The organism is Kitasatospora sp. NPDC088548, from assembly GCF_044753005.1.
Classification (GTDB): domain Bacteria; phylum Actinomycetota; class Actinomycetes; order Streptomycetales; family Streptomycetaceae; genus Kitasatospora.
On the sequence record NZ_JBIVMI010000002.1, the window covers coordinates 188466 to 210212 of the forward strand.

General features: G+C 74.2%; 20 protein-coding genes. 9 read left to right on the forward strand and 11 right to left on the reverse strand.

Going from position 1 to position 21747, the window contains the following annotated elements:
* Positions 1-97: 97 nt before the first annotated feature.
* From ACIP82_RS03915 to ACIP82_RS03925, 3 genes are all read right to left on the reverse strand, one after another.
* Positions 98-1168, reverse strand: coding sequence for an S-adenosylmethionine:tRNA ribosyltransferase-isomerase (locus tag ACIP82_RS03915; RefSeq protein WP_400650553.1), 1071 nt, complete (start codon positions 1166-1168; stop codon positions 98-100).
* The gene (locus ACIP82_RS03920) at positions 1165-1959 is read right to left on the reverse strand and encodes an SDR family NAD(P)-dependent oxidoreductase (RefSeq protein ID WP_400650555.1); all 795 of its coding nucleotides are present in this window, start codon (positions 1957-1959) and stop codon (positions 1165-1167) included. The genes ACIP82_RS03915 and ACIP82_RS03920 overlap by 4 nt, the downstream gene beginning before the upstream one ends.
* Before the next feature lie 91 nt (positions 1960-2050).
* The gene (locus ACIP82_RS03925) at positions 2051-3025 is read right to left on the reverse strand and encodes a pseudouridine synthase (protein WP_363605047.1); all 975 of its coding nucleotides are present in this window, start codon (positions 3023-3025) and stop codon (positions 2051-2053) included.
* 166 nt (positions 3026-3191) lie between these two features.
* Here ACIP82_RS03925 and ACIP82_RS03930 point away from each other — a divergent pair, with 166 nt between their 5' ends.
* Both ACIP82_RS03930 and ACIP82_RS03935 read left to right on the forward strand, forming a co-directional pair.
* Positions 3192-4301, forward strand: coding sequence for a PP2C family protein-serine/threonine phosphatase (locus tag ACIP82_RS03930; RefSeq protein ID WP_363605048.1), 1110 nt, complete (start codon positions 3192-3194; stop codon positions 4299-4301).
* 217 nt (positions 4302-4518) lie between these two features.
* The gene (locus ACIP82_RS03935; protein WP_400650559.1) at positions 4519-5391 is read left to right on the forward strand and encodes a DUF5995 family protein; all 873 of its coding nucleotides are present in this window, start codon (positions 4519-4521) and stop codon (positions 5389-5391) included.
* Here the strand turns inward: ACIP82_RS03935 and ACIP82_RS03940 are convergent.
* Positions 5352-6791 (reverse strand): GuaB1 family IMP dehydrogenase-related protein, encoded by a 1440-nt coding sequence (locus ACIP82_RS03940; protein WP_363605050.1) that lies wholly within the window; start codon positions 6789-6791, stop codon positions 5352-5354. The two genes, ACIP82_RS03935 and ACIP82_RS03940, sit on opposite strands and share 40 nt — an antisense overlap.
* Before the next feature lie 279 nt (positions 6792-7070).
* On the opposite strand from ACIP82_RS03940, the gene ACIP82_RS03945 reads away from it, so the two are divergent.
* Positions 7071-8591 (forward strand): SDR family NAD(P)-dependent oxidoreductase, encoded by a 1521-nt coding sequence (locus ACIP82_RS03945; RefSeq protein WP_400650562.1) that lies wholly within the window; start codon positions 7071-7073, stop codon positions 8589-8591.
* Between the two features lie 134 nt (positions 8592-8725).
* A complete protein-coding gene (locus ACIP82_RS03950) occupies positions 8726-9196 on the forward strand; it encodes an NUDIX hydrolase (protein ID WP_400650564.1) in 471 nt (156 codons plus the stop codon).
* On the opposite strand, the gene ACIP82_RS03955 is transcribed toward ACIP82_RS03950, so the two are convergent.
* From ACIP82_RS03955 to ACIP82_RS03985, 7 genes are all read right to left on the reverse strand, one after another.
* Positions 9172-9513, reverse strand: coding sequence for a hypothetical protein (locus ACIP82_RS03955; protein ID WP_400650567.1), 342 nt, complete (start codon positions 9511-9513; stop codon positions 9172-9174). The genes ACIP82_RS03950 and ACIP82_RS03955 overlap by 25 nt on opposite strands.
* An 81-nt stretch (positions 9514-9594) precedes the next feature.
* Complete coding sequence (locus tag ACIP82_RS03960) at positions 9595-10356, reverse strand: endonuclease/exonuclease/phosphatase family protein (RefSeq protein ID WP_363605054.1); 762 nt, start codon at positions 10354-10356, stop codon at positions 9595-9597.
* Positions 10347-11834, reverse strand: coding sequence for an aldehyde dehydrogenase (NADP(+)) (locus ACIP82_RS03965; RefSeq protein ID WP_400650570.1), 1488 nt, complete (start codon positions 11832-11834; stop codon positions 10347-10349). Before ACIP82_RS03965 ends, ACIP82_RS03960 begins: the two co-directional genes overlap by 10 nt.
* 33 nt (positions 11835-11867) lie before the next feature.
* Positions 11868-12734: an SMP-30/gluconolactonase/LRE family protein gene (locus ACIP82_RS03970; protein ID WP_400650572.1), complete on the reverse strand. Its 867-nt coding sequence runs from the start codon at positions 12732-12734 to the stop codon at positions 11868-11870.
* Between the two features lie 35 nt (positions 12735-12769).
* The gene (locus ACIP82_RS03975; protein ID WP_400650575.1) at positions 12770-14479 is read right to left on the reverse strand and encodes a dihydroxy-acid dehydratase; all 1710 of its coding nucleotides are present in this window, start codon (positions 14477-14479) and stop codon (positions 12770-12772) included.
* Between the two features lie 35 nt (positions 14480-14514).
* The gene (locus ACIP82_RS03980; protein WP_400650578.1) at positions 14515-15435 is read right to left on the reverse strand and encodes a hypothetical protein; all 921 of its coding nucleotides are present in this window, start codon (positions 15433-15435) and stop codon (positions 14515-14517) included.
* Positions 15432-16556: a M24 family metallopeptidase gene (locus ACIP82_RS03985; protein ID WP_400650581.1), complete on the reverse strand. Its 1125-nt coding sequence runs from the start codon at positions 16554-16556 to the stop codon at positions 15432-15434. Before ACIP82_RS03985 ends, ACIP82_RS03980 begins: the two co-directional genes overlap by 4 nt.
* 218 nt (positions 16557-16774) lie before the next feature.
* Between ACIP82_RS03985 and ACIP82_RS03990 the strand changes: the two genes are divergently transcribed.
* The 5 genes from ACIP82_RS03990 to ACIP82_RS04010 all read left to right on the forward strand — a co-directional run bounded on the left by ACIP82_RS03990 (position 16775) and on the right by ACIP82_RS04010 (position 21720).
* Positions 16775-17755, forward strand: a complete 981-nt coding sequence (locus ACIP82_RS03990) for a zinc-binding dehydrogenase (protein ID WP_400650583.1) — start codon at positions 16775-16777, stop codon at positions 17753-17755.
* Between the two features lie 94 nt (positions 17756-17849).
* Entirely contained in the window at positions 17850-18383 is a 534-nt protein-coding gene (locus ACIP82_RS03995; RefSeq protein WP_363605064.1) for a hypothetical protein, read from the forward strand.
* Between the two features lie 44 nt (positions 18384-18427).
* Positions 18428-19441: a hypothetical protein gene (locus tag ACIP82_RS04000; protein WP_363605066.1), complete on the forward strand. Its 1014-nt coding sequence runs from the start codon at positions 18428-18430 to the stop codon at positions 19439-19441.
* Positions 19442-19460: 19 nt separating this feature from the next.
* Positions 19461-20795 carry a Dyp-type peroxidase gene (locus ACIP82_RS04005; protein WP_363605067.1) on the forward strand — a complete coding sequence of 445 codons (1335 nt, stop codon included), beginning with the start codon at positions 19461-19463 and terminating at the stop codon, positions 20793-20795.
* Between the two features lie 40 nt (positions 20796-20835).
* Positions 20836-21720, forward strand: coding sequence for a hypothetical protein (locus tag ACIP82_RS04010; protein WP_363605068.1), 885 nt, complete (start codon positions 20836-20838; stop codon positions 21718-21720).
* Positions 21721-21747: the final 27 nt, after the last annotated feature.

Below are 21747 nucleotides of genomic sequence, written 5' to 3' on the forward strand. Positions count from 1 at the left end.
CGGCAGGAGGCGGCGAACGGATCCACCGACGGGGACCGGCGGGCCTGCCCGGACACCCGGCCTGCGGCCTGTTCGCGGGGCCGGCCGGGCGGGCGGTTCAGTCCGGCAGCAGCAGGTTGACGTCGCCGAACTCGTGCCAGAGGTAGCGGTGCCGGACGGCCTCCGCGTAGCAGCGCGCCAGCAGCGGACGCCCGGCGACGGCCGCGAGCATCAGCAGGTGGGAGGCGCGCGGCTCGTGCCAGCCGGTGAGCAGGCCGTCCACCGCCCGCACCCCGCGTTCGGGGGTGATCACCAACTCGGTCCAGCCGTCGGCCTGCTGGACCGTCCCCTCCGGGCCGACCGCCGACTCCAGGGCGCGGACGGCGGTGGTGCCGACCGCGATCACCCGCCCGCCACCGGCCCGGACGTGCCCGACCAGCCGGGCGGTGGCCGCCGGCACCTGGAACCGCTCGGCGTACGGCGCCTCGTGCGCCTCCGGGGAGGCCACACCGGTGTGCAGGGTGACCGGCGCCACCAGCACCCCGCACCCGGCCAGCCGGGCCACCGTCCCGGCGCTGAACGGCCGTGCGGCGCTGGGCATCTCGCTGCTGCCGGGGACGGTGGCGAAGACCGTCTGGTACGCCTCGATCGGCCAGTCCCGGTCCACGTAGCCGTACCGGATGGCCTTGCCGTGGCCCGCCAGGTAGCGCAACAGCGGTACCGGAAGGGAGAGTCGGGCGTACCAGAGCCGGGCGGTGAACGGTTCGACGAGCACGGCCGACGCGCCGTCCGGCAGCGCCACCCGCAGGCCCGGTCGGGCCGGGGACTCGGCCGGCGGGTAGTGGGCGGCGGCCTCACCGGGGGTGACGCGACGCAACTCGACCAGGAAGGAACCGCGTTGGTCGGGCTGGGCGGAGGAGAGGTGCAGCGCCACGGGGGTACCGTCGGGCAGCCGGCCGGGCAGCGCGGCGGGCAGGGTGGCCGAGTTGTTGACCACCAGGAGGTCGCCCGGGCGCAGCACCTCGGGCAGCTCGGTGAAGGCGTGGTGCTCGACGGCCGTGCCGCGTCGGCGGCCGACCAGCATCCGGACGCCGTCCCGGGTCGTTCCCCGGGCCTCGGCCGGTGCGCGGGCGGAGAGTTCGGGCGGGACGGTGACGTCGATGCCGGGGTCCAGGAGCGTCCCGCTCATCGCCCGCCCCGGACGGTGGCGAGGGCCGCATCGGGCGCGAGGGCCGCGGCGGCGGCCGTCAGGTCGGCGGCGCGGTAGCGGCCGGAGGCGGGGCGGTCACGGAGCAGGGCCAGCAGGGCCGGGACCACGGTCTCCGGCAGCGGCCGGTCGGAGATGTCCTCCCCGGGGAACGCCTCCTGGTGCATCCTGGTCCGCAGGTCACCCGGGTCGACCGCCCAGACCCTCAACCGCGGTTCCTCCTGGGCGAGTACGGCGGAGGCGTGGTCGAGCGCGGCCTTGCTCGCACCGTAGCCGCCCCAGCCCTCGTAGGCCTCGACGGCAGCGTCCGAGCTGATGTTGAGCACCGCGCCGGCCCGGCCGCGCAGCTGGGGCAGGAGGAGCTGGGTGAGGGCGATCGGTGCCAGGACATTGACCTCGAAGGTCTCCAGCAGACCGGGCAGCGGGAAGTCCGCCAGGTGCGGCAGCGGCGCGCCTGCGAGGTCGTAACCGGTCAGCGTGGAGGCGTTGTTGACCAGCAGGTCGGCGCCCCCGAGGGCGGCGGCGGCCTCGGCAAGGCGTTCGCGGTGATCGTCGTCGACCACCGAACCGGCCGGGGCGGAGACCGTGGTGACGGCGGCCAGTTCGGCTTCCGCGGCGGAGAGCTCCGCGCTGTCGCGGGCCGTGATCACCAACTGCCAGCCGGCGGCGGCCAGCCCCCTGGCGAGGGCGAGGCCGAGACCGCGCGAGGCGCCGGTGACCAGGGCGATGGGACCGGGCCGGACGGTCGAGGCGGTGTGCTGCGGTGCGTTCATGCCCCCACGATCGCCCCGGCCCGGTCCGAGACGGATCGGCCGCCGGGCCCGGAGCGGAGTCGTCCCTTGGCCCTAGACCAGCGGTCCTAGATCATCCGGCGGTCCCGGACCGTCCAGCGGGCTCGGGCCCGGCGGCCCACGCCTCCGGGTCCGACCAGGCGGTCAGCGTGCGGCGGCTCTCGAAGCGCCGCGGCCGCCCGGTCAGCGGGTCGGTGAACTCGACCACCGATGCCAGGAGTTGCAGCGGGCGGCGGAAGTCGTCCGGAGCCGTCTCCGGCAGTACCACCGGGTACACCGGGTCCCCGAGGATCGGCACGCCCAGGCTGCTCATGTGCAGCCGCAGCTGGTGGGTGCGCCCGCTGAGCGGCCGCAGCCGGTAGCGGGCGAGGCCGTCGCGCCGCTCGACCAGGTCGATCCGGCTCTCACTGTTCGGCGGGGCGTCGGTCTCCCGGGCCGCGATCACCCCGCGCTCCTTGACGATGTGGCTGCGCACCGTCCGCGGCAGCACGAGCGCGGGGTCGTACGGCGCGACGGCCTGGTACTCCTTGCGGACCAGCCGGTCCCGGAACAGCGTCTGATAGGCGCCGCGGTCCTCGGGCCGCACCACGAACATGGCCAGGCCCGCGGTCAGCCGGTCCAGCCGGTGCGCCGGGCTGAGCGCGGGCAGGGCGAGCGAGTGCCGCAGCCGGGAGAGCGCCGTCTCGACGACGTGCCGGCCGCGCGGTGTGGTGGCCAGGAAGTGCGGCTTGTCGACCACCACCAGGTGCTCGTCGTGGTGGAGCACGTCCAGCCGGAACGGGACGGGGGTCTCGTCCGGCGGATCCCGGTAGAGCCAGAGGTGGGCACCGGGCCGGAACGGCTCGTCCGGGCCGATCGGCCCGGACTCGCCGACGATCTCGCGGGCGGCCAGCAGGGCGTCGATCCGCGCCGGGTCCACGGTGGGCAACCGGTCGACCAGGTGCGCCCGCACCGTCGGCCACGCGCCCTCGGCCGGCAGCCGCAGGTGTACCGGGTCCACCCCGTTGCGCTGCGGGAGGGGGGCGGGCGGCTTGCTCTTCCGTCTCATCTCCCGGCCAGCCTAACCGGACCCCTTCGGAGCCCTGCCGCCGGAGCCCTGCCACCGGAGCCGCCCGGTATCGGGCGGCGCCCGAGGTGCCGGTGGCGGCGCGCGCGGAGGAAAGTGGAGGGTGAGAGGTCGGACCGGCCGTGCCCAGGACGGGAGGAGCTGGCAGGTGAGCGCCGAGAGCCTACCGGACGCGGTGCCGCCGCTGCATCTGCCGCGGCGGACCAGGCTGCTGCTGTGCGGCGCGTTCCTGCTGCTGGGCGCGGCCGTGGTGGCCGACCTCGTCACCGGGCCCGGGACGACCCTCTCCCCCGTGCTGGCGGTGGCGCCGATACTGGCCGGGGCCACCACGCGGACGGCGCGGGTGCCGCTGATCGCCGGGGCGATCGCCATCGCCGCCGTCGCACTGCTGGAGCTGACCAACAGCGGTCTGCCCGACTCCGTCCACGTCACCGCGCTGATCACCGTGCTGGCCGCCACCCTGGCCAGCGCCGGCAACGTCGTCCTGGTGGCGGCCCGGGAGCGCGAGCTGCTCCACGTCCGGACGGTGGCCGAGGCGGCGCAGCGGGCCCTGCTGCGCCCGCCGCCGGAGCGGATCGGGCCGCTGCGGACCGCCGTGCGGTACGTCGCGGCGGCGGCCGAGGCCAGGATCGGCGGCGACCTGTACGAGGTGGCGAACACCCCGTACGGTGTGCGGATCCTGCTGGGGGACGTGCAGGGGCACGGGCTCCCGGCGGTGGAGACGGCCGCGGACGTGCTGGGGGTGTTCCGGGAGGCGGCGCGCACCGAGCCTGACCTCGCCCGGCTGGCCGAACGGCTGGACGCGGCGCTGACCGGCCGCCCGGAGAACGACCGCTTCGTGACGGCGCTGCTGCTGAACGCGGCGCCGGACGGCGGGCCGGTCGACTTCGTGAACTGCGGCCATCCGAACCCGCTGTACCGCCGGGCCGGGCGGGTCGGCGAACTGGAACCGCCCCTGCACGCCCCGCCGCTGGGCCTGCTCGGCCTGGTCGGCGGCCGGTACCGCGTGGGCCGGTTCGAGCCGCGCCCGGGCGATCTGCTGCTGCTCCACACCGACGGCGTGTCCGAGGCGCGGAACGCGGCCGGGCGGTTCTACCCGCTGGCCGAGCGGTTCGCCGGGCTGCACGCCGGGAGCCCGGCGGACGTGCTGGACGAGCTGCTCGCGGATGTCGGCCGCTGGGTCGGCCAGGCCGGACTGGCCGACGACGCGGCGCTGCTGGCGGTGCGCTGGGAGCGCCGGGAGCACTGGGAGCACTGACCGCAGCGGCCAGGTGCCGGGCGAACCGGCCGGGTTCACCGGCACGTTCCGGCTCTCCGCCGACGGGGAGGGCAGGCACGCCTACGTCCTGTACGTCCTGGAGTACGAGTTGGGCTGATCACTCCGACGGCCGTCGGCCGCGCGGCACCGGCTGCGGCCCGGCGTTCCGCTGACACGATGATGCGATCGGTGCGCGATCGACGTCGGGGAGTGACGTATGCCGGGTGGTGCGGTGACGGCGGCGGTCGGACCCGGACCGGGCCCCCGGCTCGGGCCCGGGCTCGGACCCGGCCTCGGGAAGGTCGACGGGGTGATCGGCCGGCTGCGGGAGATCGGGGCGGGCCTGCCCGGGGGCGACGGCGTGGCGGTGTTCAACCGGATGTACCTCACGGTGACGGAGACCGTGCGCGACCGGCTGACGGCGTGCGACCGGCCCTACTTCGCCGACCCGGTCGCCATGGCCGAGCTGGACGCGGCGTTCGCCGGGCGCTATCTGCTGGCCGTGGACGCCGACGCGGCCGGTGGGCGGCCGCCCGCCTGCTGGCGGCCGCTGTTCGAGCTGCGCGCGGACCCGGACGTGCACCCGGTCCAGTTCGCCCTGGCCGGGATGAACGCCCACATCCAGCACGATCTGCCGCTCGCCGTCCTGGACACCTGCCACCGGCTGGGCTGCCCGCCGGACGAACTGGCCGGGGACTACGACCGGATCAACGGACTGCTGGCGGAGGTGGAGACGACCGTCCGCGAGCAGCTGATGCCCGGGCCCGACCTGCTGGAGCGGGCCGAGCCGCTCACCCACCGGGTGGGCGCCTGGTCGGTCGACGCGGCCCGCGAGACGGCGTGGACGAGCGTGCTCGCGCTCTGGGAGCTGCGCGGGGTGCCGTTGGCGGCGGCCGCGCTCGCCGCCGCGCTGGACGGATCGGTCGGCCTGCTCGGCCGCGCCCTGCTCACCCCGCTGGGGTTCCACGGCACCACCGCCGCGCCGGCGCCCGGCCGGCTCCCCGTGGCGGGGAACCGGCCGGGCGTCGGCCGAACACCGCGCCCGGGTGATCAGGCCCAGCTGGAGTGCAGCGGCTTGCCCTCGGCGTAGCCGGCGGCGCTCTGGATGCCGACCACGGCCTTCTCGTGGAACTCCTCCAGGCTGGAGGCGCCCGCGTAGGTGCAGGAGCTGCGCACCCCGGCGACGATCGAGTCGATCAGGTCCTCGACGCCCGGGCGGGCCGGGTCGACGAACATCCGCGAGTGCGAGATGCCCTCCTCGAACAGCGCCTTGCGGGCGCGGTCGTAGGCGGAGTCCTGGGCCGTGCGGTTGCTCACCGCGCGCGCCGAGGCCATGCCGAAGCTCTCCTTGTACTGGCGTCCGTCCGCGGTGGTCTGGAGGTCGCCCGGCGACTCGTAGGTACCGGCGAACCAGGAGCCGATCATCACGTTCGAGGCACCGGCGGCCAGCGCCATCGCGACATCGCGCGGGTGGCGCACGCCGCCGTCGGCCCAGACGTGCCGGCCGAGCCGGCGGGCCTCGGCGGCGCACTCCAGCACGGCGGAGAACTGCGGGCGGCCGACGCCGGTCATCATCCGGGTGGTGCACATCGCGCCGGGGCCGACACCGACCTTGAGGATGTCGGCGCCCGCCTCGACCAGGTCGCGGACACCGGCGGCGGAGACCACGTTGCCGGCCACGATCGGGATCCGCGGGTCCAGCCCGCGCACCGCGCGCAGCGCGCTGATCATCGACTCCTGGTGGCCGTGCGCGGTGTCGACCACCAGCACGTCCGCCCCGGCGTCGATCAGGGCCTGGGCCTTGCCGGCCACGTCGCCGTTGATGCCGACGGTGGCCGCGATCCGCAGCCTGCCGGCGGCGTCCACGGCCGGGGTGTAGAGGGTGGCACGCAGCGCGTTCTTGCGGGTCAGGATGCCGACCAGGCGGCCCTCGGCGTCCACCACCGGGGCGAGCTTGCGGTGCGTCTCGCTCAGCCGGTCGAAGGCGGCGCGCGGGTCGATGCCCTCGTCCAGCAGCACCAGGTCACGGGACATGACGTCGGCGAGGCTGGTGAAGCGGTCGACGCCCTGGCAGTCGGAGTCGGTGACCACGCCGACCGGCCGGCCGTCCTCGACCACGACCAGCGCGCCGTGCGCCCGCTTGTGCAGCAGCGACAACGCCTCGGCGACGGTGGCGCCCGGGTCCAGCGTGATGGCGGTGTCGTGCACCAGGTGGCGCTGCTTGACCCAGCCGATGACGTCGGCGATGACCTCGGTGGGGATGTCCTGCGGGATGGCGACCAGGCCGCCGCGGCGGGCGACGGTCTCGGCCATCCGGCGGCCGGCGATGGCGGTCATGTTGGCCACGACCAGCGGGATGGTGGTGCCGGTGCCGTCGTTCGAGGAGAGGTCGACCGCCTGCCGGGAGCCCACGGCGGAACGGCTGGGGACCATGAAGACGTCGTCGTACGTCAGGTCGTACGAGGGCATGAGGTCGTTCAGGAAGCGCATGAAGGGGCTCTCTGGCTGGGGGGAGGTACACCTCGGGCGCGATTGCGGTGGTGCCGCAGGGCGCGTTCGGGCGCCCCGCACCCAGCATTCGATTCTCCGGGACGGTGGAACCAAAAGCCAGTTCGAACAGGATTGCTGGCGCACCGCACAAAGCATGATCACCGGATCGGCGTCCGGCTTGGAGGTTCCTCCAGCCGGTCCGCTTTTCGCCCCGGCCACGGCCGCTCCCGTAGCATTCACGCGGTAACGGCGAGGCGAGACCAGAGAACGGCAGCGGGAATGACGGCGGGCGTGGACTTCGAGCAGGACATCGAGCGGGACGGCGGCGGCGAAGGCCCCGAGGAGGAGATCGACTACGGCCCCGGTCTCGACCCCGAGCGGCTGCGGCTCTGCCTCGACGTGCTCGCCGAGCTCGACCAGCTGCACGTGGACCACCCGGACGCGATCACCGTCCGCAAGGCCGTCGGCGGCATATTCCGCACGCTCAAGCAGCGCCGCCGCCAGGAGACCCGGGCCCGGAAGACCGCCAACGACCGCGAGGTCACCGCACGGACCGCCACCGGCGCGCCGACCCGGATCGACGACGAGACGGCCGGCGCGTTCGGCCTGACCACCGTCACCACCGCCGAGATCGCCGGCATCCTGGAGCGCCCGCGCTCCTGCTACACCTGCAAGCAGCGGTACGTCGAGGTGGACGCGTTCTACCACAACCTCTGCCAGCCCTGCGCCACCAGGAACCGCGCCCGCCGCGACGCCCGCGCCGACCTCACCGGCAAGCGCGCGCTGCTCACCGGCGGCCGGGCCAAGATCGGTATGTACATCGCGCTGATGCTGCTGCGCGACGGCGCCCACACCACCATCACCACCCGTTTCCCCAACGACGCCATCCGCCGCTTCACCGCGATGCCGGACAGCGCCGAGTGGCTGCACCGCCTCAAGATCGTCGGCATCGACCTGCGCGACCCGGCCCAGGTCCTGGCGCTCGCGGACGAGGTCGCCGCGGACGGCCCGCTGGACATCCTGATCAACAACGCCGCGCAGACCGTGCGCCGGCCGCCGGAGTCCTACCGCGAGCTGGTCGCCGCCGAGTCGGCGCCGCTGCCGGCCGGCGAGCTGCCGCAGTCCACCACCATCGGCCGGTTCGGCAGCGGCAGCGTCGACCTGCCCGCGCTGCCCGCCCAGGCCACCGGCGGCAGCGAGCGGATCTCCGCCGAGGACGTCACCTCGCTGGCCCTGGTCACCGGCTCCGCGACGCCCGCCCGGATCGAGGCCGGCACCGCGATCGACGCCGGCGGCCTGGTGCCCGACCTCGCGTCCACCAACAGCTGGGTGCAGACCGTCAACGAGGTCGGCCCGGTGGAGCTGCTGGAGGTCCAGCTCTGCAACTCCACCGCGCCGTTCATCCTGATCAGCCGGCTCCGCCCGGCGATGGCCGCCTCCGCCTCCCGCCGCAAGTACGTGGTCAACGTCTCGGCGATGGAGGGTGTGTTCACCCGCGGTTACAAGGGCGCCGGCCACCCGCACACCAACATGGCCAAGGCCGCGCTCAACATGCTCACCCGCACCAGCGCGCAGGAGATGTTCGAGACCGACGGCATCCTGATGACCGCCGTCGACACCGGCTGGATCACCGACGAGCGGCCGCACCCGGACAAGATGCGCCTCGCCGAGGAGGGCTTCCACGCCCCGCTCGACCTGGTCGACGGCGCCGCCCGGGTGTACGACCCGATCGTCCGCGGCGAGCAGGGCGAGGACCTGTACGGCTGCTTCCTCAAGGACTTCGACCGCGCCGCCTGGTGACGGACCGCCGTCCGACGACGGGCCGCCGCGCGGTGGCGGCCCGTCGGCTCCCCCCGCCCGTCCGGGTCGCCGTCCGAAGACCCGTATCGCCGCCGTATCGCCGCCCGCATCGCCGTCCGTGAAGGAGACCGGAGTTGACCACCGCACCGATGCTCGGCGCAGGCGTGATCGTGCCCACCGGGGACGGCCGGGTGCTGCTCGGCCGCCGGATCACCGCCGGCGAGCCGCCCACCTGGAGCCTGCCCGGGGGCAAGGTGGACGACCCGGGCGAGTCCTTCGAGCAGGCCGCCGCGCGTGAACTCGCCGAGGAGACCGGCATCGTGCTCCCCGCCTCGGAGATGCGCGTCCTGGCCGTCCTCCTCGACCACGAGCTGGGCCGGCCCCGGCTCACCGCGGCCGTGCTCGCCCCGCCGAGCCTGGCCGCCGCCGAGGTCACCGAGCCGCACGCCTGCGCCGGCTGGGAGCGGTTCCCGGTCGACGCCCTGCCCGGGCCGATGTTCTACCCGTCCGCCCTGGTCCTCGGCAACTGGCTGCCGGGCCCGACGGCGCTGCGCGACGTCCTGCGCGCGGGGACGTACGCCTACCCCGTGGGCTCCTCGGGCTGACGCCCACCCGTCCGCGTGTCGACGGTGACGCGGAAGTGGCTGCCGTTGCGCGGGCCGAGCCGGGCGGTGGCGTGCGGTTCGGGCACGGCGGTGTCGGCGGTGAACGCGCTCTGCCCGAGGCCGAGCCGGGCGGTGCGCTGGCCGCGGTAGCGGAAGTACACGGCCAGCCGGTGCGGCCCGGGCTCGACGGGCAGTCGCGTCCGGCCCCAGACCGCGGGCGTCTCCACACCGTCGATCGCCACCACCGGCCGGGTGAAGGCGTGGTGGAAGGCCCGCGCGACCAGCGAGGCACGGATGTCGACACTCAGCCGCACCACGGTTCCCCCTCACCGAAGCCTTCGGCCCGGAAGTCTACTCCGGTGCCCGGCTCCCGGCCCGGTGTCCGACCCGGCACCCGCTCAGCCGAGGTCGAACTCCGCGACGACCGGCAGGTGGTCGGAGGCCAGGTGCGCGAGGTCGTCGTCGACCACGGTGAACTCGCGGCAGCGTGCGGCCAGTTCGGGCGTGGCGAAGAGGTAGTCCAGCCGGGCCGCGCCGCCGGGGGCCTCCTCGGCGATCGGGATGCGGGTCGGGTAGGTCGGTCGCGGAGTGCCCCGGTCGAGGTCGGTCCAGCCCCGGGCGGCCAGCAGGTCGGCCGGGCCGGTGTCGATCCGGCCGTCGGCCGTGGTGGTCCGCAGCCGGAGGGTCCGGGCCAACGCCCGGTGGGTGTCGGGGTGTTCGGCGGCGGAGAGGCTGTTGAGGTCTCCCATCACCACCGAGTGCGGCGCGAACGAGGCGGCGCCGGCGACGGTCTCCGCCTCCGCCAGCCGGAAGAGCGGCGAGAACGGGTGGAGGTGCGTCATGACGAAGGCGACCTCCCCCAGCCCGGTGCGCAGCACCGCCTCCACCATGCCGTTGTACATCCCGGCCGACTGGGTGGAGGTGCGGACGACCGCCAGCTCGGGCCGGTGCAGCAGCGCCACATGGTTGCCGCTGGGGGCCCGGTTGAGGACGCCGACCAGGCCGAGCTCCTCGGCGAACCACTCGAAGGTGCCGTCGGTGTCGAACCCGGCGCACTCGCAGAGGCCCAGGACGTCGGGGCGCTGGGCGCGGATCACCGCGAGCAGCGGCTCGGTGCGGCGCTCCCCGCCGTCGAGGATGTTGTACGCCATCACGCGCATGGTGGGTTCTCCCTGCTGGTGGGGCTTGCCGGACGATCGTCGCGCAGCTCCGGCGGCAGCGCGGACCGCGGCGCGTTCTGGTAGGTGACCGGCCGCAGGAAGCGGCGGACGGCAGTGGGGCCGACGGCAGTGTGCAGGACGGAGGTGGTCGCCGGGTAGGGGCCGCCGTGGGTCATCGCCGGGGAGACGGCGACGCCGGTGGGGAAGCCGTCGAAGACCACCCGGCCGGCCTGCTGGACGGCGGCGTCGACGAGTTCGGCTTCGGCGTCGCCGTGGACGGTGACGGTGAGACCGGGCGGCAGGGCCCGCAGCACGGCCGGGAGCGCGGCCGGGTCGTCGTACCGGACCAGGACGGTGGCCGGGCCGAAGTACTCCTCGCGCAGCGAGGGGTGTTCGGTGAAGGTCCGGGTGTCGGTGCCGAGCACGGTGGTGGTGAAGGCGCCGTCGTCGTCGGCGGTGCCGTCCCGCAGCACCACGACGCCGCGCAGGGCGGCGAGTTCGGCGAGTCCGGCGGTGAGCCGGCGGGCCAGGTCGGGGCTGAGCAGCCGGCCGGCGGGGGCCTCGTCCAGCGCGGCGAGCAGGCGGGTGGCGAAGTCCCCGGCGCCGGCCGGCAGCAGGACGACGCCGGGGCTGGTGCAGAGCTGGCCGTAGCCGGTGGTGAGGGAGGCGGCGAGGCCCCGGGCGATCTCCTCGCCCCGGCGGGCGAGGGCGTCGGGCAGCAGGACGACCGGGTTGACGCTGCCCATCTCGGCGTAGACGGGGATGGGGTCGGGGCGGGCGGCGGCCAGGTCGAACAGGGCGCGCCCGCCGGTCGACGAGCCGGTGAAGGCGACGGCGCGGATCGGGTCGGCGGTGACCAGCCGGCGGCCGGCCTCCAGGGCCGGGTCCGGGAGCAGCGCGAAGGTGCCGTCGGGGGCACCGGCGTCGCGCAGACCGGCCAGGACCGCGGCGGCGGTGAGCCGGGCGGTGCGCGGGTGCAGGGGGTGCGGGCGGCAGACCACCGGGCAGCCGGCGGCCAGGGCGGAGGCGGTGTCGCCACCGGCGGCGCCGAAGGCGAGCGGGAAGTTGCCGGCCCCGAAGACCGCGACCGGGCCGATGCCGACGAGCATCCGGCGCAGGTCGGACCGGGGCGGACGGGCGGCGGGGTCGGCGCGGTCGACGACCGGTTCGGTGTGGGAGCCGTCGGCGGCGAGGTCCGCGAACATCCGCAGCTGGCGTACGGTGCGGGCGAGTTCGGCGGTGAGGCCGGGCTCGGGCAGGTTGGTCTCGCGGTGGGCGGTGGAGACGAGGTCGGGGCCGACGGCGTCGATCCGGTCGGCGACGGCGTGCAGCAGCCGCCCGTGGTAGGCGGTGGGCCGGCGGCGCAGCTCGGCGTGGGCGGCGGCGGCCCGGGCGGCCAGGGCGTCGGCGGGGTGGCCGCCGGGCGGGTGCGCGGCGGGTCCGGTAGGTGCGGTAGGTGCGGTGTCCGGGGTGTCCATGGCGTTCAGGGCCGTTCTCCTGGTGCGGGGGGGTCAGTTCGCGAAGCGGTGGGCGGGCACCCCGCGGACCCCCGGCCGGGTGACCAGGACGTGCCCGGCCGACGGTTCGGCGGCCCGCGCGGCCGGGTCGAGGCCCTGCCGGGCCGTGGTGACGTACAGGAGGTCCAGGCCGGGCCCGCCGAACCCGGGGCAGGTGGCCAGCCGGACGGGCAGCGGCAGGTGGGCGAGGAGTGTGCCGTCGGGCCCGTACCGGCGGACGGCGGCGCCTTCCCAGAGCGCCACCCAGAGGCAGTCCTCGCGGTCGACGGTGAGCCCGTCGGGGATGCCGTCGCCGGGGCCGAACCGGGCGAGCTCGCGGGGCGCGCCGAGCTCACCGGTCCGCTTGTCGTACGGAAAGGCGCGGACGCGCGGCTCGGGCGCGCCGGAGTCGACGTAGTGGAGCAGGTCGCCGGCGAGGTTCCAGGCGAGGCCGTTGGACTCGGTGACGCCGTCCAGGACCAGCCGCACCGTCAGGTCGGCTTCGAGCAGGTAGAGGGCGCCGCCGCCGGGCCGCAGATCGAGGGCGGCGGTCCCGGCCCAGAACCGCCCGGCCGGGTCCACCGCGCCGTCGTTGAAGGCGACGCCCGCCGGGGCTCCGGGCAGCGGGATCCGCCGCTCGACGCCGCCGTCGGGGCCGGTCAGGACGAAGTCGGTGCCGGCCGCCAGGACGTGACCGCCCGCGGCACGGAGCCCGGCCGCGCCGACCGTGCCCGGGTACCGCACGGCCGAGTCCCCGCCCGGCCGGTGCCGGTGGACCGTACCGGCCGCGAGGTCGACCCAGACGAGTTCACCGGTCCGGTCGTCCCAGACCGGCCGCTCGCCCAGCTCTGCGCCGGCCGCGACCGCGATCTCCCACTCCATCCGTTTCCTTCCGCGTCGGGTCGGGTGAGGGCCCTTCAGGAGCGCCCGATCACCGGGGGGACCATCCCCAGGTGCGCCTCGGTGGGGGCGCGGAGGAAGTCGAAGTCGCAGCCCTGCGAGGCCTGTGTGACGTGCTTTTGGTACAGCGCGGGCCAGCCGCGCAGGTGCGGCGAGGGCGGCGGTGACCAGGCGGCGCGGCGACGGGCCAGCTCCGCCGCCGGGACGTCCAGGTCGAGCCGCCCGGCCGGGACGTCCACCACGACCGTGTCGCCGGTACGGACCAGCGCCAGCGGCCCGCCGACGGCGGCCTCGGGGGCGACGTGCAGGAAGACGGTGCCGAAGCTGGTCCCGCTCATCCGCCCGTCGGTGACCCGGACCATGTCCGTGACGCCCCGCGCCGCCAGCTTGGCGGGGATCGGGACCATGCCCCACTCGGGCATGCCGGGCACCCCGACCGGCCCGCAGCCGGTCAGCACCAGCACGGTGTCGGCGGTGACATCGAGGTCGGGGTCGTCGATCCGCGCCCGCATCTCCTGGTACGAGGTGAAGACCAGCGCCGGGCCGCGGTGGACGAGCAGCTCCGGGCCGGCCGCCGAGATCTTGATCACCGCGCCGTCCGGGGCCAGCGAGCCACGGACGACGGCGAAGGCCCCGCCCCGGCGCAGCGGGTCGGCGAGCGGCCGCAGCACGCCGGAGGGACCGGGTGCGCCGGCGGCGGCCGCGCCGAGGGTCGTCCCGGCCACGGTCGGGGCGTCCTGGCCGAGGAGGCCGCCCAGTTCGCGGACCAGGGCCGGCACGCCGCCGGCCGCGTGCAGGTCCTGGACGAGGCCGGCGCCGGACGGTGCCACGTCGACGAGCACCGGCACGTCCGGGCGGGCGAAGTCCTCCGGTGCCAGGTCCAGGGCGAGCCGCCCGGCGAGGGCCGAGAGGTGGATGATCGCGTTGGACGAGCCGCCGACGGCGTTGAGCACGGTGATCGCGTTGCGGAACGCCGTCCGGGTGAGGATCCGCGACGGGGTGGTGCCCTCCCGTACCAGCTCGACCGCCCGGCGTCCGGCCTGCTCGGCGAACGTCTCGGCGGCCCGGTCCCCGGCCGGGACGGTCGCCGAGCCGGGCAGTGCCAGGCCGAGCGTCTCGGTGAGGACCGCCATGGTGGAGGCGGTGCCCATGGTGTTGCAGGCGCCGAGGCCGCAGGAGAGGCAGCGTTCGACCTCGGTCCAGGCGTCGTCGGAGAGCCGCCCGGTGCGGTGGTCCTCCCAGAGCCGCCACAGGTCGGTGCCGGTGCCGAGCCGGCGGCCCCGGAACACGGCCGGCGGGCGGGCGCCGCCGGTGACCAGGACGGCCGGGAGGTCGGCGCTGGCCGCGCCCATCAGCGCGCCGGGGACGGTCTTGTCGCAGTTGGCGAGCAGGACGACGCCGTCGAGCGGGTTGGCCCGCAGGGTCTCCTCGACCTCCATGGCGAGGAGGTTGCGGTAGAGCATCGCCGTCGGCTTCATCAGGTCCTCGCCGAGCGACATGACGGGGAAGCGCAGCGGGATGCCGCCGGCCTCGGTGATGCCCCGGCGGACGGCGTCGACCAGCCCGGCGAGCGGCAGGTTGCACGGGTTGAGGTCGCTCGCGGAGTCGGCGATGCCGATCACCGGGCGGTGGTCGTCGGCGGCCAGCTCGATCCCGGCCGAGCGCATCGCCACCCGGTGCAGGACGGCGACCTCGTCGTCGCCCGCGAACCACGCGCGGCTGCGCAACGGGGCGGGTTCCGGGCCCTGCGGCGGTCGGCCGGTCACAGCTCCGGCACCCCCAGTCCCTCCGCTCCTGGACCGGACTGGACGAGCGGGACGCCCAGCCGGTCGATCCACTCCCCCGCGACGGCGGCCCGGTGGACCTTGGCCACGGCGATCGCGGCGGCGTCGGCCGCCAGGTGCGCGCCGGCCGGGTAGAGGTTGCGGGCGTTGCGCAGACCGAACTTGACGTACATCGGGGCACCGGCGAGCACCAGGTCGGTCGTCTCGTGGCCGCGCACGACTCCGGCGAGCCAGTCCGGGGACTCGACGTAGAGGTCGATGGGGAGCGAGGTGACCGCCCGCAGTTCGGCCAGCTGGCCGAGGGTGATGTCGGACGGCACGTTGACGGTGTGCGCACCGAGCCGGGCCAGCTGGCGCATGGCCACCGGGTTGGACGGTGCGATCAGCACCGAGGCCTTCCAGACCACGGACGCCGGGAGCTCCCCGGCCGTCTGGAGGCCGCTCAGCACCTCCAGCAGCCCCAGGTCGGAGACCAGGAAGCCGCGGATGCCCTGTTCGACGGCGCGCAGCACGTCCTCGACGGCGTAGCGGAGCTGGCGGGTACCGCGCAGCTGGCCCGCGAGCGCGGCGCCGTCGGCCGAGCGGGAGTGGTTGCCGGTGTCGTAGCCCTCGCGGGGGCCGACGAACAGCGAGACCTCGACGCCCCGGTCGGCGCCGATCCTGGCCATCTCGGCCAGTTCGGCCCGGGTGAGCAGCATGGCGCCGCTGCCCTGCGAGACGCGGTTGACGGTCACGCCGAGGGCGTCGCCCGCGTCGAGGGTGGCGCGCAGCACGTCCGGTCCCTCGACGCTGGGGATCTCCACCCGGTAGTGGGCGCCGTCGGGGAACCGGAGTTCGCTGGACGGCGGGACGGGTTCGGCGCTCAGGCCGAGTCCGGCGAGGATTTCGGTGCCCCTCATGCGCTGCCTTTCGGGTCGGTGACGGATCGTGTGGTGACGAGTCGTTCGGTGACGAGTCGTTCGGTGACGGATCGTTCGGTGGTGGCGGGCCGGTCTACGACGGGCGGTGCCGTGGTGACGCGCTCCGGCCCGGCGTCGGTCAGCAGGTAGGTGTCCTCGGCCTTGGCTCCGCCGGGGAGGCTGGGGTTCCAGGCCAGCGCGTGCCCGAGGGCGATCGGCTGGCGGTACCAGCGGCTGTCGGTCTGCCCGGGCGCGATCTCGAACTCCCGCTGGGCGTAGCCGATCGGGCCGCCCTGGTAGTGCTGCCGCCAGCCGCCGGGGTGCCCGGCGGCGGTGTAGGCGCGGTCGAGGGCGGTGAGCGCGTCCCCGTAGCTGCGGCCGGGGCGGCTCGCGGCGAGCGCCTCGGCCTCGATGGCGCGGACCGCGGTGCGGTCGGGGGCGTCCCCGGCGAACCGGGTCAGGGCGACGTGCAGTCCGCCCCGGCGGGCCACCAGGACCGCCATGACGGTGCGGTGCAACGGTGCGCCGACGGCCAGCGGGTGGCGGTGGCGCAGCCGTTCGTCGCCGCCGACGATCAGGACCGGCGCGTCGGCTCCGGCGCGTTCCACCCCGGCCGCGATCGCCGCCTGGACGTCGCGGTCCCGGTCGCCGGGCCGCCAGTCGTCCAGGGCGTCCTCGACGGCGGCCGTGGCGTCGGTACCGAGGGCGCGCAGGGCGTCCTGTTCGCCGGGGGTGAGTGCCAGCCGCAACGCCACGAGGTCGTCCGTGGCGTCGACGCCGAAGGCGGGGTGGCCGTCGGAGGCGATCAGCGCCGGGTCGTGGCCGGTGAACCGTGCGGCGGCGACCGCGGGGGCGGCCGGGTCGTACCACGGGACGGCCCGCAACTCGCTGTCGGGATCGGGGTATTCGGCGATGAGCCGGCCGTACTCGACCTCGGTGGTCAGCAGCAGGGCGGTGGTCGGGGTGACGACCGCCCAGAGGGTGTCGAACGGGGCCGTCCGGTCGATCGGGGGGTTCGGCCCGCCGGTGAGCCAGGCGACGGCCGGCGGCCGGGTGGCGACCAGCGCGGGCAGTTCCCGTTCGGCCAGCCAGGCCCGGACCCGGGCGAGTGCTTCGGTCAACACATCTGAGCCTGTTCTGTAGTGCAGAACCGCGTTCCAGTGAACGATGGAGAGCTAAGCAGCCCGCTTTCGTGATCGTCAAGGCTGCTATGCTGAATTAACAACCAACGTTCTGTAATGCAGAACATTTGAACCGCCGCCACGAGCTCAGCACACGACAGGCCGGCCGGCCCGACGCCACCACGGCGCCCGCACCCGTTGCACCGAGGAGACCGACCATGCGCACCCTTCGCGTCGACCGGCCGCACGCCGTCGCGCTCACCGACGCGCCCTCCCCCGCGGCGGACCCGGAGGCCGGCGAGCTCCTGGTCCGCCCGCGCGCGGTCGGCCTCTGCGGCACCGACCTGGAACTGGTGGACGGTGCCGTCGACCCCGCCTACGTCCGCTACCCGCTGGTGCTGGGCCACGAGTGGTCCGGCGTCCTGGCCGACGGCACCCCGGTGGTCGGCGAGGGCATCGTCCCGTGCGGGCGGTGCGCCGCCTGCGGGCGCGGCGCGACCAACCTCTGCGCGACCTACGACGAGATCGGCTTCACCCGGCCGGGCGCGGCCGCCGACGAACTGCTCGTCCCCGCCCGGCTGGTGCACCGGCTGGCGCCCGGCGTGGACCTGGCCGAGGCGGCGCTGGTCGAGCCGATGGCCGTGGTGCTGCGCGGCCTGCGCCGGGCCGCGCCCGAGCCGGGGCTGCGGGCGCTGGTGGTCGGCGACGGCACGATCGGCCTGCTCGCCGTCCATCTGCTGAGGCTCTGGTCCCCGGCGGAGGTCTGCCTGCTCGGCCGCCGCCCGGAGCAGGCCGGGCTCGCGGCGGCGGCCGGCGCGGACCGGTTCACCCTCGACCCCGAGGAGGCGGGCGGGGGCTACCAGCTGGTCGTGGAGGCGGCCGGCGCACCCGAGGCGGTCGGGACGGCGCTCGGCGCGGCCGGGCGCGGCGGGACGGTCCTGCTGCTCGGCCTGGCCGGAACGGGCCGCACGGCCGCGTTTCCGATCGACGAACTGGTCAACGGGGACCTCACCGTGCGCGGCAGCTTCGCCTACACCTCCGAGGTCTGGCGCGAGACGGTGGGCCTGCTCAACGCGGGCGAGGTCGCGCCCGGCTTCGTGATCACCCACCGCTTCCCGCTCGTCGAGGCCGCCGCCGCGCTGGCCACCCTGCGCGGCGGCGCGGGCCCCCGGGGAAAGGTGCTGCTGACGCTGCCTTAGCCGGGTGGCCGGACTTGGCGAAGCGCGGAAGGACGTACCGCGTGGGAGAATGAGGGGGATTGTTCCCGGCCGGTAGGCGGCGGGAGGAGCGGACATGGAGATCAAGCCGCAGGCGGCCGTCATCCCCAAGGACAACGACCAGTTCGAGCAGGGGAAATACGGCCCCGTTTATCCGAAGACACCGGCGTGTTATGGGTTCACCATCGTCGCGAAGGTCAAACCGGGCCGGGCCGACGCGATCCGTGAGCACGGCCACACCCTGGCCGAGGCGCTGGAGGGCGATCCACATCTTCTCGCACCGCTGAAACTGCACTACCTGCGCTGGGTGCTCTTCGACGACGACACGCGCTTCATGTACCAGGGGATCTTCGACACCGACTTCGACAAGTACACCGAGGACGCCGTCGCGCTTTTCAGCAAGGCCGGTGTGAGCACGGCCTTCGAGAACCTCGAAGGGTTCCCCGAGGACTGGCAGACCAACCCCGAGGCGTTCGTCAGGTTCGTGCGCGAACATCACTGCCCGAGCTTCATCGAGTACGGGGAGTACCCGTACGTGACGGCCGATGAGATCAAGAAGGCTCTGCGGATCAAGGATGCCCTGTCGGAGATGCTCGACCAGCTGCAGTGAGAACGGGCCGTCCCAAGCTTGTCCCACCGCGGATCGGAGACGAGATGAGCAAGGTCGGGACCGCGCGCACCTACAACCAGAACCACGTCCCGCGCGACTACACCCCGGGACGGCGACGGGTGAGCATCTACGTCTCGTGGAGCTATCCGGCCGAGGCGGGCAGAAATCCGGCTGAACTGGACAACCGGTTCTCCACGATGACGGAGGTCAGGCGGGTGGCGTGGCCTGCCTACGAGGACCCGAAGTGGTCCGACCCCTTGCGGTTCCAACAAGGCATCGCCGGCGCACTGGAATTGTTCTTCTGGGCCTGGGTGCCGTTCCAGCAGTTCGTCGAGGAGGTCACCGGGCACCCCGTCCCGGTGTATCAGCGCATCGACCAGGCCGGCTTCCGGACCCCGCTCGACGAGCGCGTACTGGCCGACACCGACACGCTGTTCGTGTTCGGGCTGGACCACATGGTCGCCGGGCAGGAGGCCCGGCCCGAGGAGGTCGAGGCACTGCGGGCCTTCCTCGGCCGAGAGGACGCCTGTCTGGTCCTGGGGCCTCACCATGACGTCGGGGCATCGGACGATCTGGCCGTGCGCGACCTGGAGTACCGCCATCACGGCGATCCCCTGGTCCCCCGCCAGCAGCGGTTCGCCACGTACGTCCGGGGCTTGATGCAGGGTCTCGGGGTGCCGGTCGAGAACCGCTACGGGCTGCGCCCCGCGGTGCGGGAGAAGAACAGGATCGCCCCGCTGTCCACGGTCGGGGACCTGGACGCGAAAGGGTGGCTGGAAGGGGTGACGAACTTCAACTTCCATCTGCACCTGCCGCACTACGCCGTGACCACCGACGAGCCGGATGTCATCCACGTGCTGGCCAGACAGCCGATCGACACCTCCAGGCCGCATCCGTTCACCGAGGCCGGCAACACCGAGTTCAACATGTTCCTGTGGATGCCTCCGAGCGGTGAGCAGGCCGGCGATGTGCTGCTGGCGGACTCCACGATCTTCAGTTCGCTGTTCGGCGGCGACGAGAGCCTGCGAAATTTCTGGCGGAACCTCGTCTCGAAGTAGTACCGCAGGGAGGCCAACCGTGAGCGGACCTACGCACGTCGCGTTGGAACTCGGCGATATTCAGCGCGGGGTTCTCAGTCCTCGGCCGACCCCCTACGCCGCGACGTACCTCGTGTTCCACATCGATGACCGGGCACACGGGCGGGAGTTGATACGGCGCGCGAGCGCGATGGTGGCCTCTGCCGCCGACTCGGTCAGCCCCCTGGGGGAAACCTGGCTCAGTGTCGCGGTCACCTGCCACGGTCTGGCGGCGCTGGGCGTGCCGCGCGCATCACTGGCCACCTTCGCCTGGGAGTTCCGGCAAGGGATGGCCGCCCGGGCCGAAGCGCTCAGCGATGTCGGCGAGAGCAGCCCCGAGAACTGGGAAGCGCCGCTGGGCACCTCGGATGTCCATGTGGTGCTCACCGCAGTAGCGCCTGACACCCCTCGGCTGAAGGCCGCCCTCGACCGGGCCCGCCCTGCGTACGACAGCCTTCCCGGGGTGACCGCGATCTGGCGACAGGACTGTCAGGCGCTGCCCACCGAGACCGAGCATTTCGGCTACCGCGACGGCATCAGCCATCCGGCCGTCGAAGGAAGCGGCATCGCCGGGTCGAACCAGCTGGAAGAACCTTTGAAGGCCGGGGAGTTCGTGCTCGGCTACCGGGACGAGATCGGCGGTGTCCGAACTCCGCAGCCGGAGGTGCTGGGACGCAACGGCAGCTACGCGGTCTTCCGAAAACTCCACCAGGAGGTCGCCGCGTTCCGGCGCTACCTGCGGGACAACGCCGACGGCCCCGAGGACGAGGAACTGCTCGCGGCCAAGATCATGGGACGCTGGCGCAGCGGAGCGCCCCTGGCGCTGTGTCCGCAGCACGACGACCCCGCGATCGGTGCCGACCCGCACCGCCGCAACACCTTCCTGTACGAGCGGGACGACCCGGCGGGATTCGTCACACCCGGCGGCTGCCACATCCGCCGGGCCAACCCCCGCGACGCCTCGGTGGCAGGACAGGTGCGACTGCACCGCATGATCAGACGCGGCACCGTCTACGGTCCTCCGCTGCCCGAGGGAGTTCTGGAGGACGACGGGGTCGACCGCGGCCTGATGTTCGCGTTCATCGGAGCCCACCTCGGGCGGCAGTTCGAGTTCGTGCAGTCGCAGTGGATGAACGACGGCGTCTTCTTCGGCGCGGGCAGCACCAAAGACCCCGTCACCGGCTCCCACGACGGCACCGCCGGCTTCACCGTCCCCCGGCGGCCGGTGCGACGCCGCCTTGCCCCCCTGCCGCGCTTCGTCGCCACCCGCGGCGGCGAGTACTGCTTCCTGCCGAGCCTGAGCGCCCTGCGCTGGCTCGGCGATCCCCAGGACTGAGAGGGCGGCGACGCGCGCTCCACCGCAAGGGGAAAGCCCCATGGACACCCTGCACATGCTGTTCAACGCCGTCACCGTGATCTTCATCGCGGCCACCATGTTCGCCGCCGGCCTGGGGGCCACCGTGGCGGCACTGCGTGGCGTCTTCGCCGGCATCCCGCTGCTGCTACTCGCGCTGCTCGCCAACCTGGTGGTCGTCCCACTGCTCGGCTGGGGCATCGGTGCGCTGTTCGGCCTCCCCTCGGCAGCGTTCATCGCACTTGTCCTTGTCGCTTCCTCCCCCGGCGGACCCTTCGGCGCGAAGCTGGCCATGGTGCAGAACGGCGACGTCAGCGCGGGCGCGGCGATGCAGGTGCTGCTCGCCGCCCTCGGCAGCCTCACCTTCGCCCCGACGGTCAACGGAATTCTCACCGCCGCCGAGGTCGGCGGGGGGATCTCCCTCGATGTCGCGGCGCTGGTGCGGACCGTGGCCCTCCTACAGCTCGTACCGTTCGTCATCGGCCTGCTGCTGCGCCGCTACGCGACGCCCACCGCGCGGTCGTGGCACCCCACGGCGGCCGCGGTCTCGAACGTGACATTCCTGATCGTGCTGGCGGGCATGCTGGTCGGCAACTGGAGTGGCGTCGTCGCACTCCTCGGCTCGCTCACCCTCCTCGCCGGTTTCCTGCTCGCAGCCGCCGCCTTCGCCGTCGGCACACTGCTGGCCACGGGTCCGCCGGTGCGCCGCACCACCATGGGCGGCGTCACCGCGGTACGCAACGCCGGGCCCGCCCTGGCCGCAATCGGCATCGCCTTCGGCGACCAGCCCGCCGTCCTGGGCGCGCTCGCCGCCGTCCTGCTCAGCGGTCTGGCAGCGGCCCTCCCGATCGCTACGGTGCTCAGCCGTCGGCGAAGCGGACCCACGGCAGCCGATGACACGCGCTGACCGGGGGATCGCTGTTCATGGCAGGCC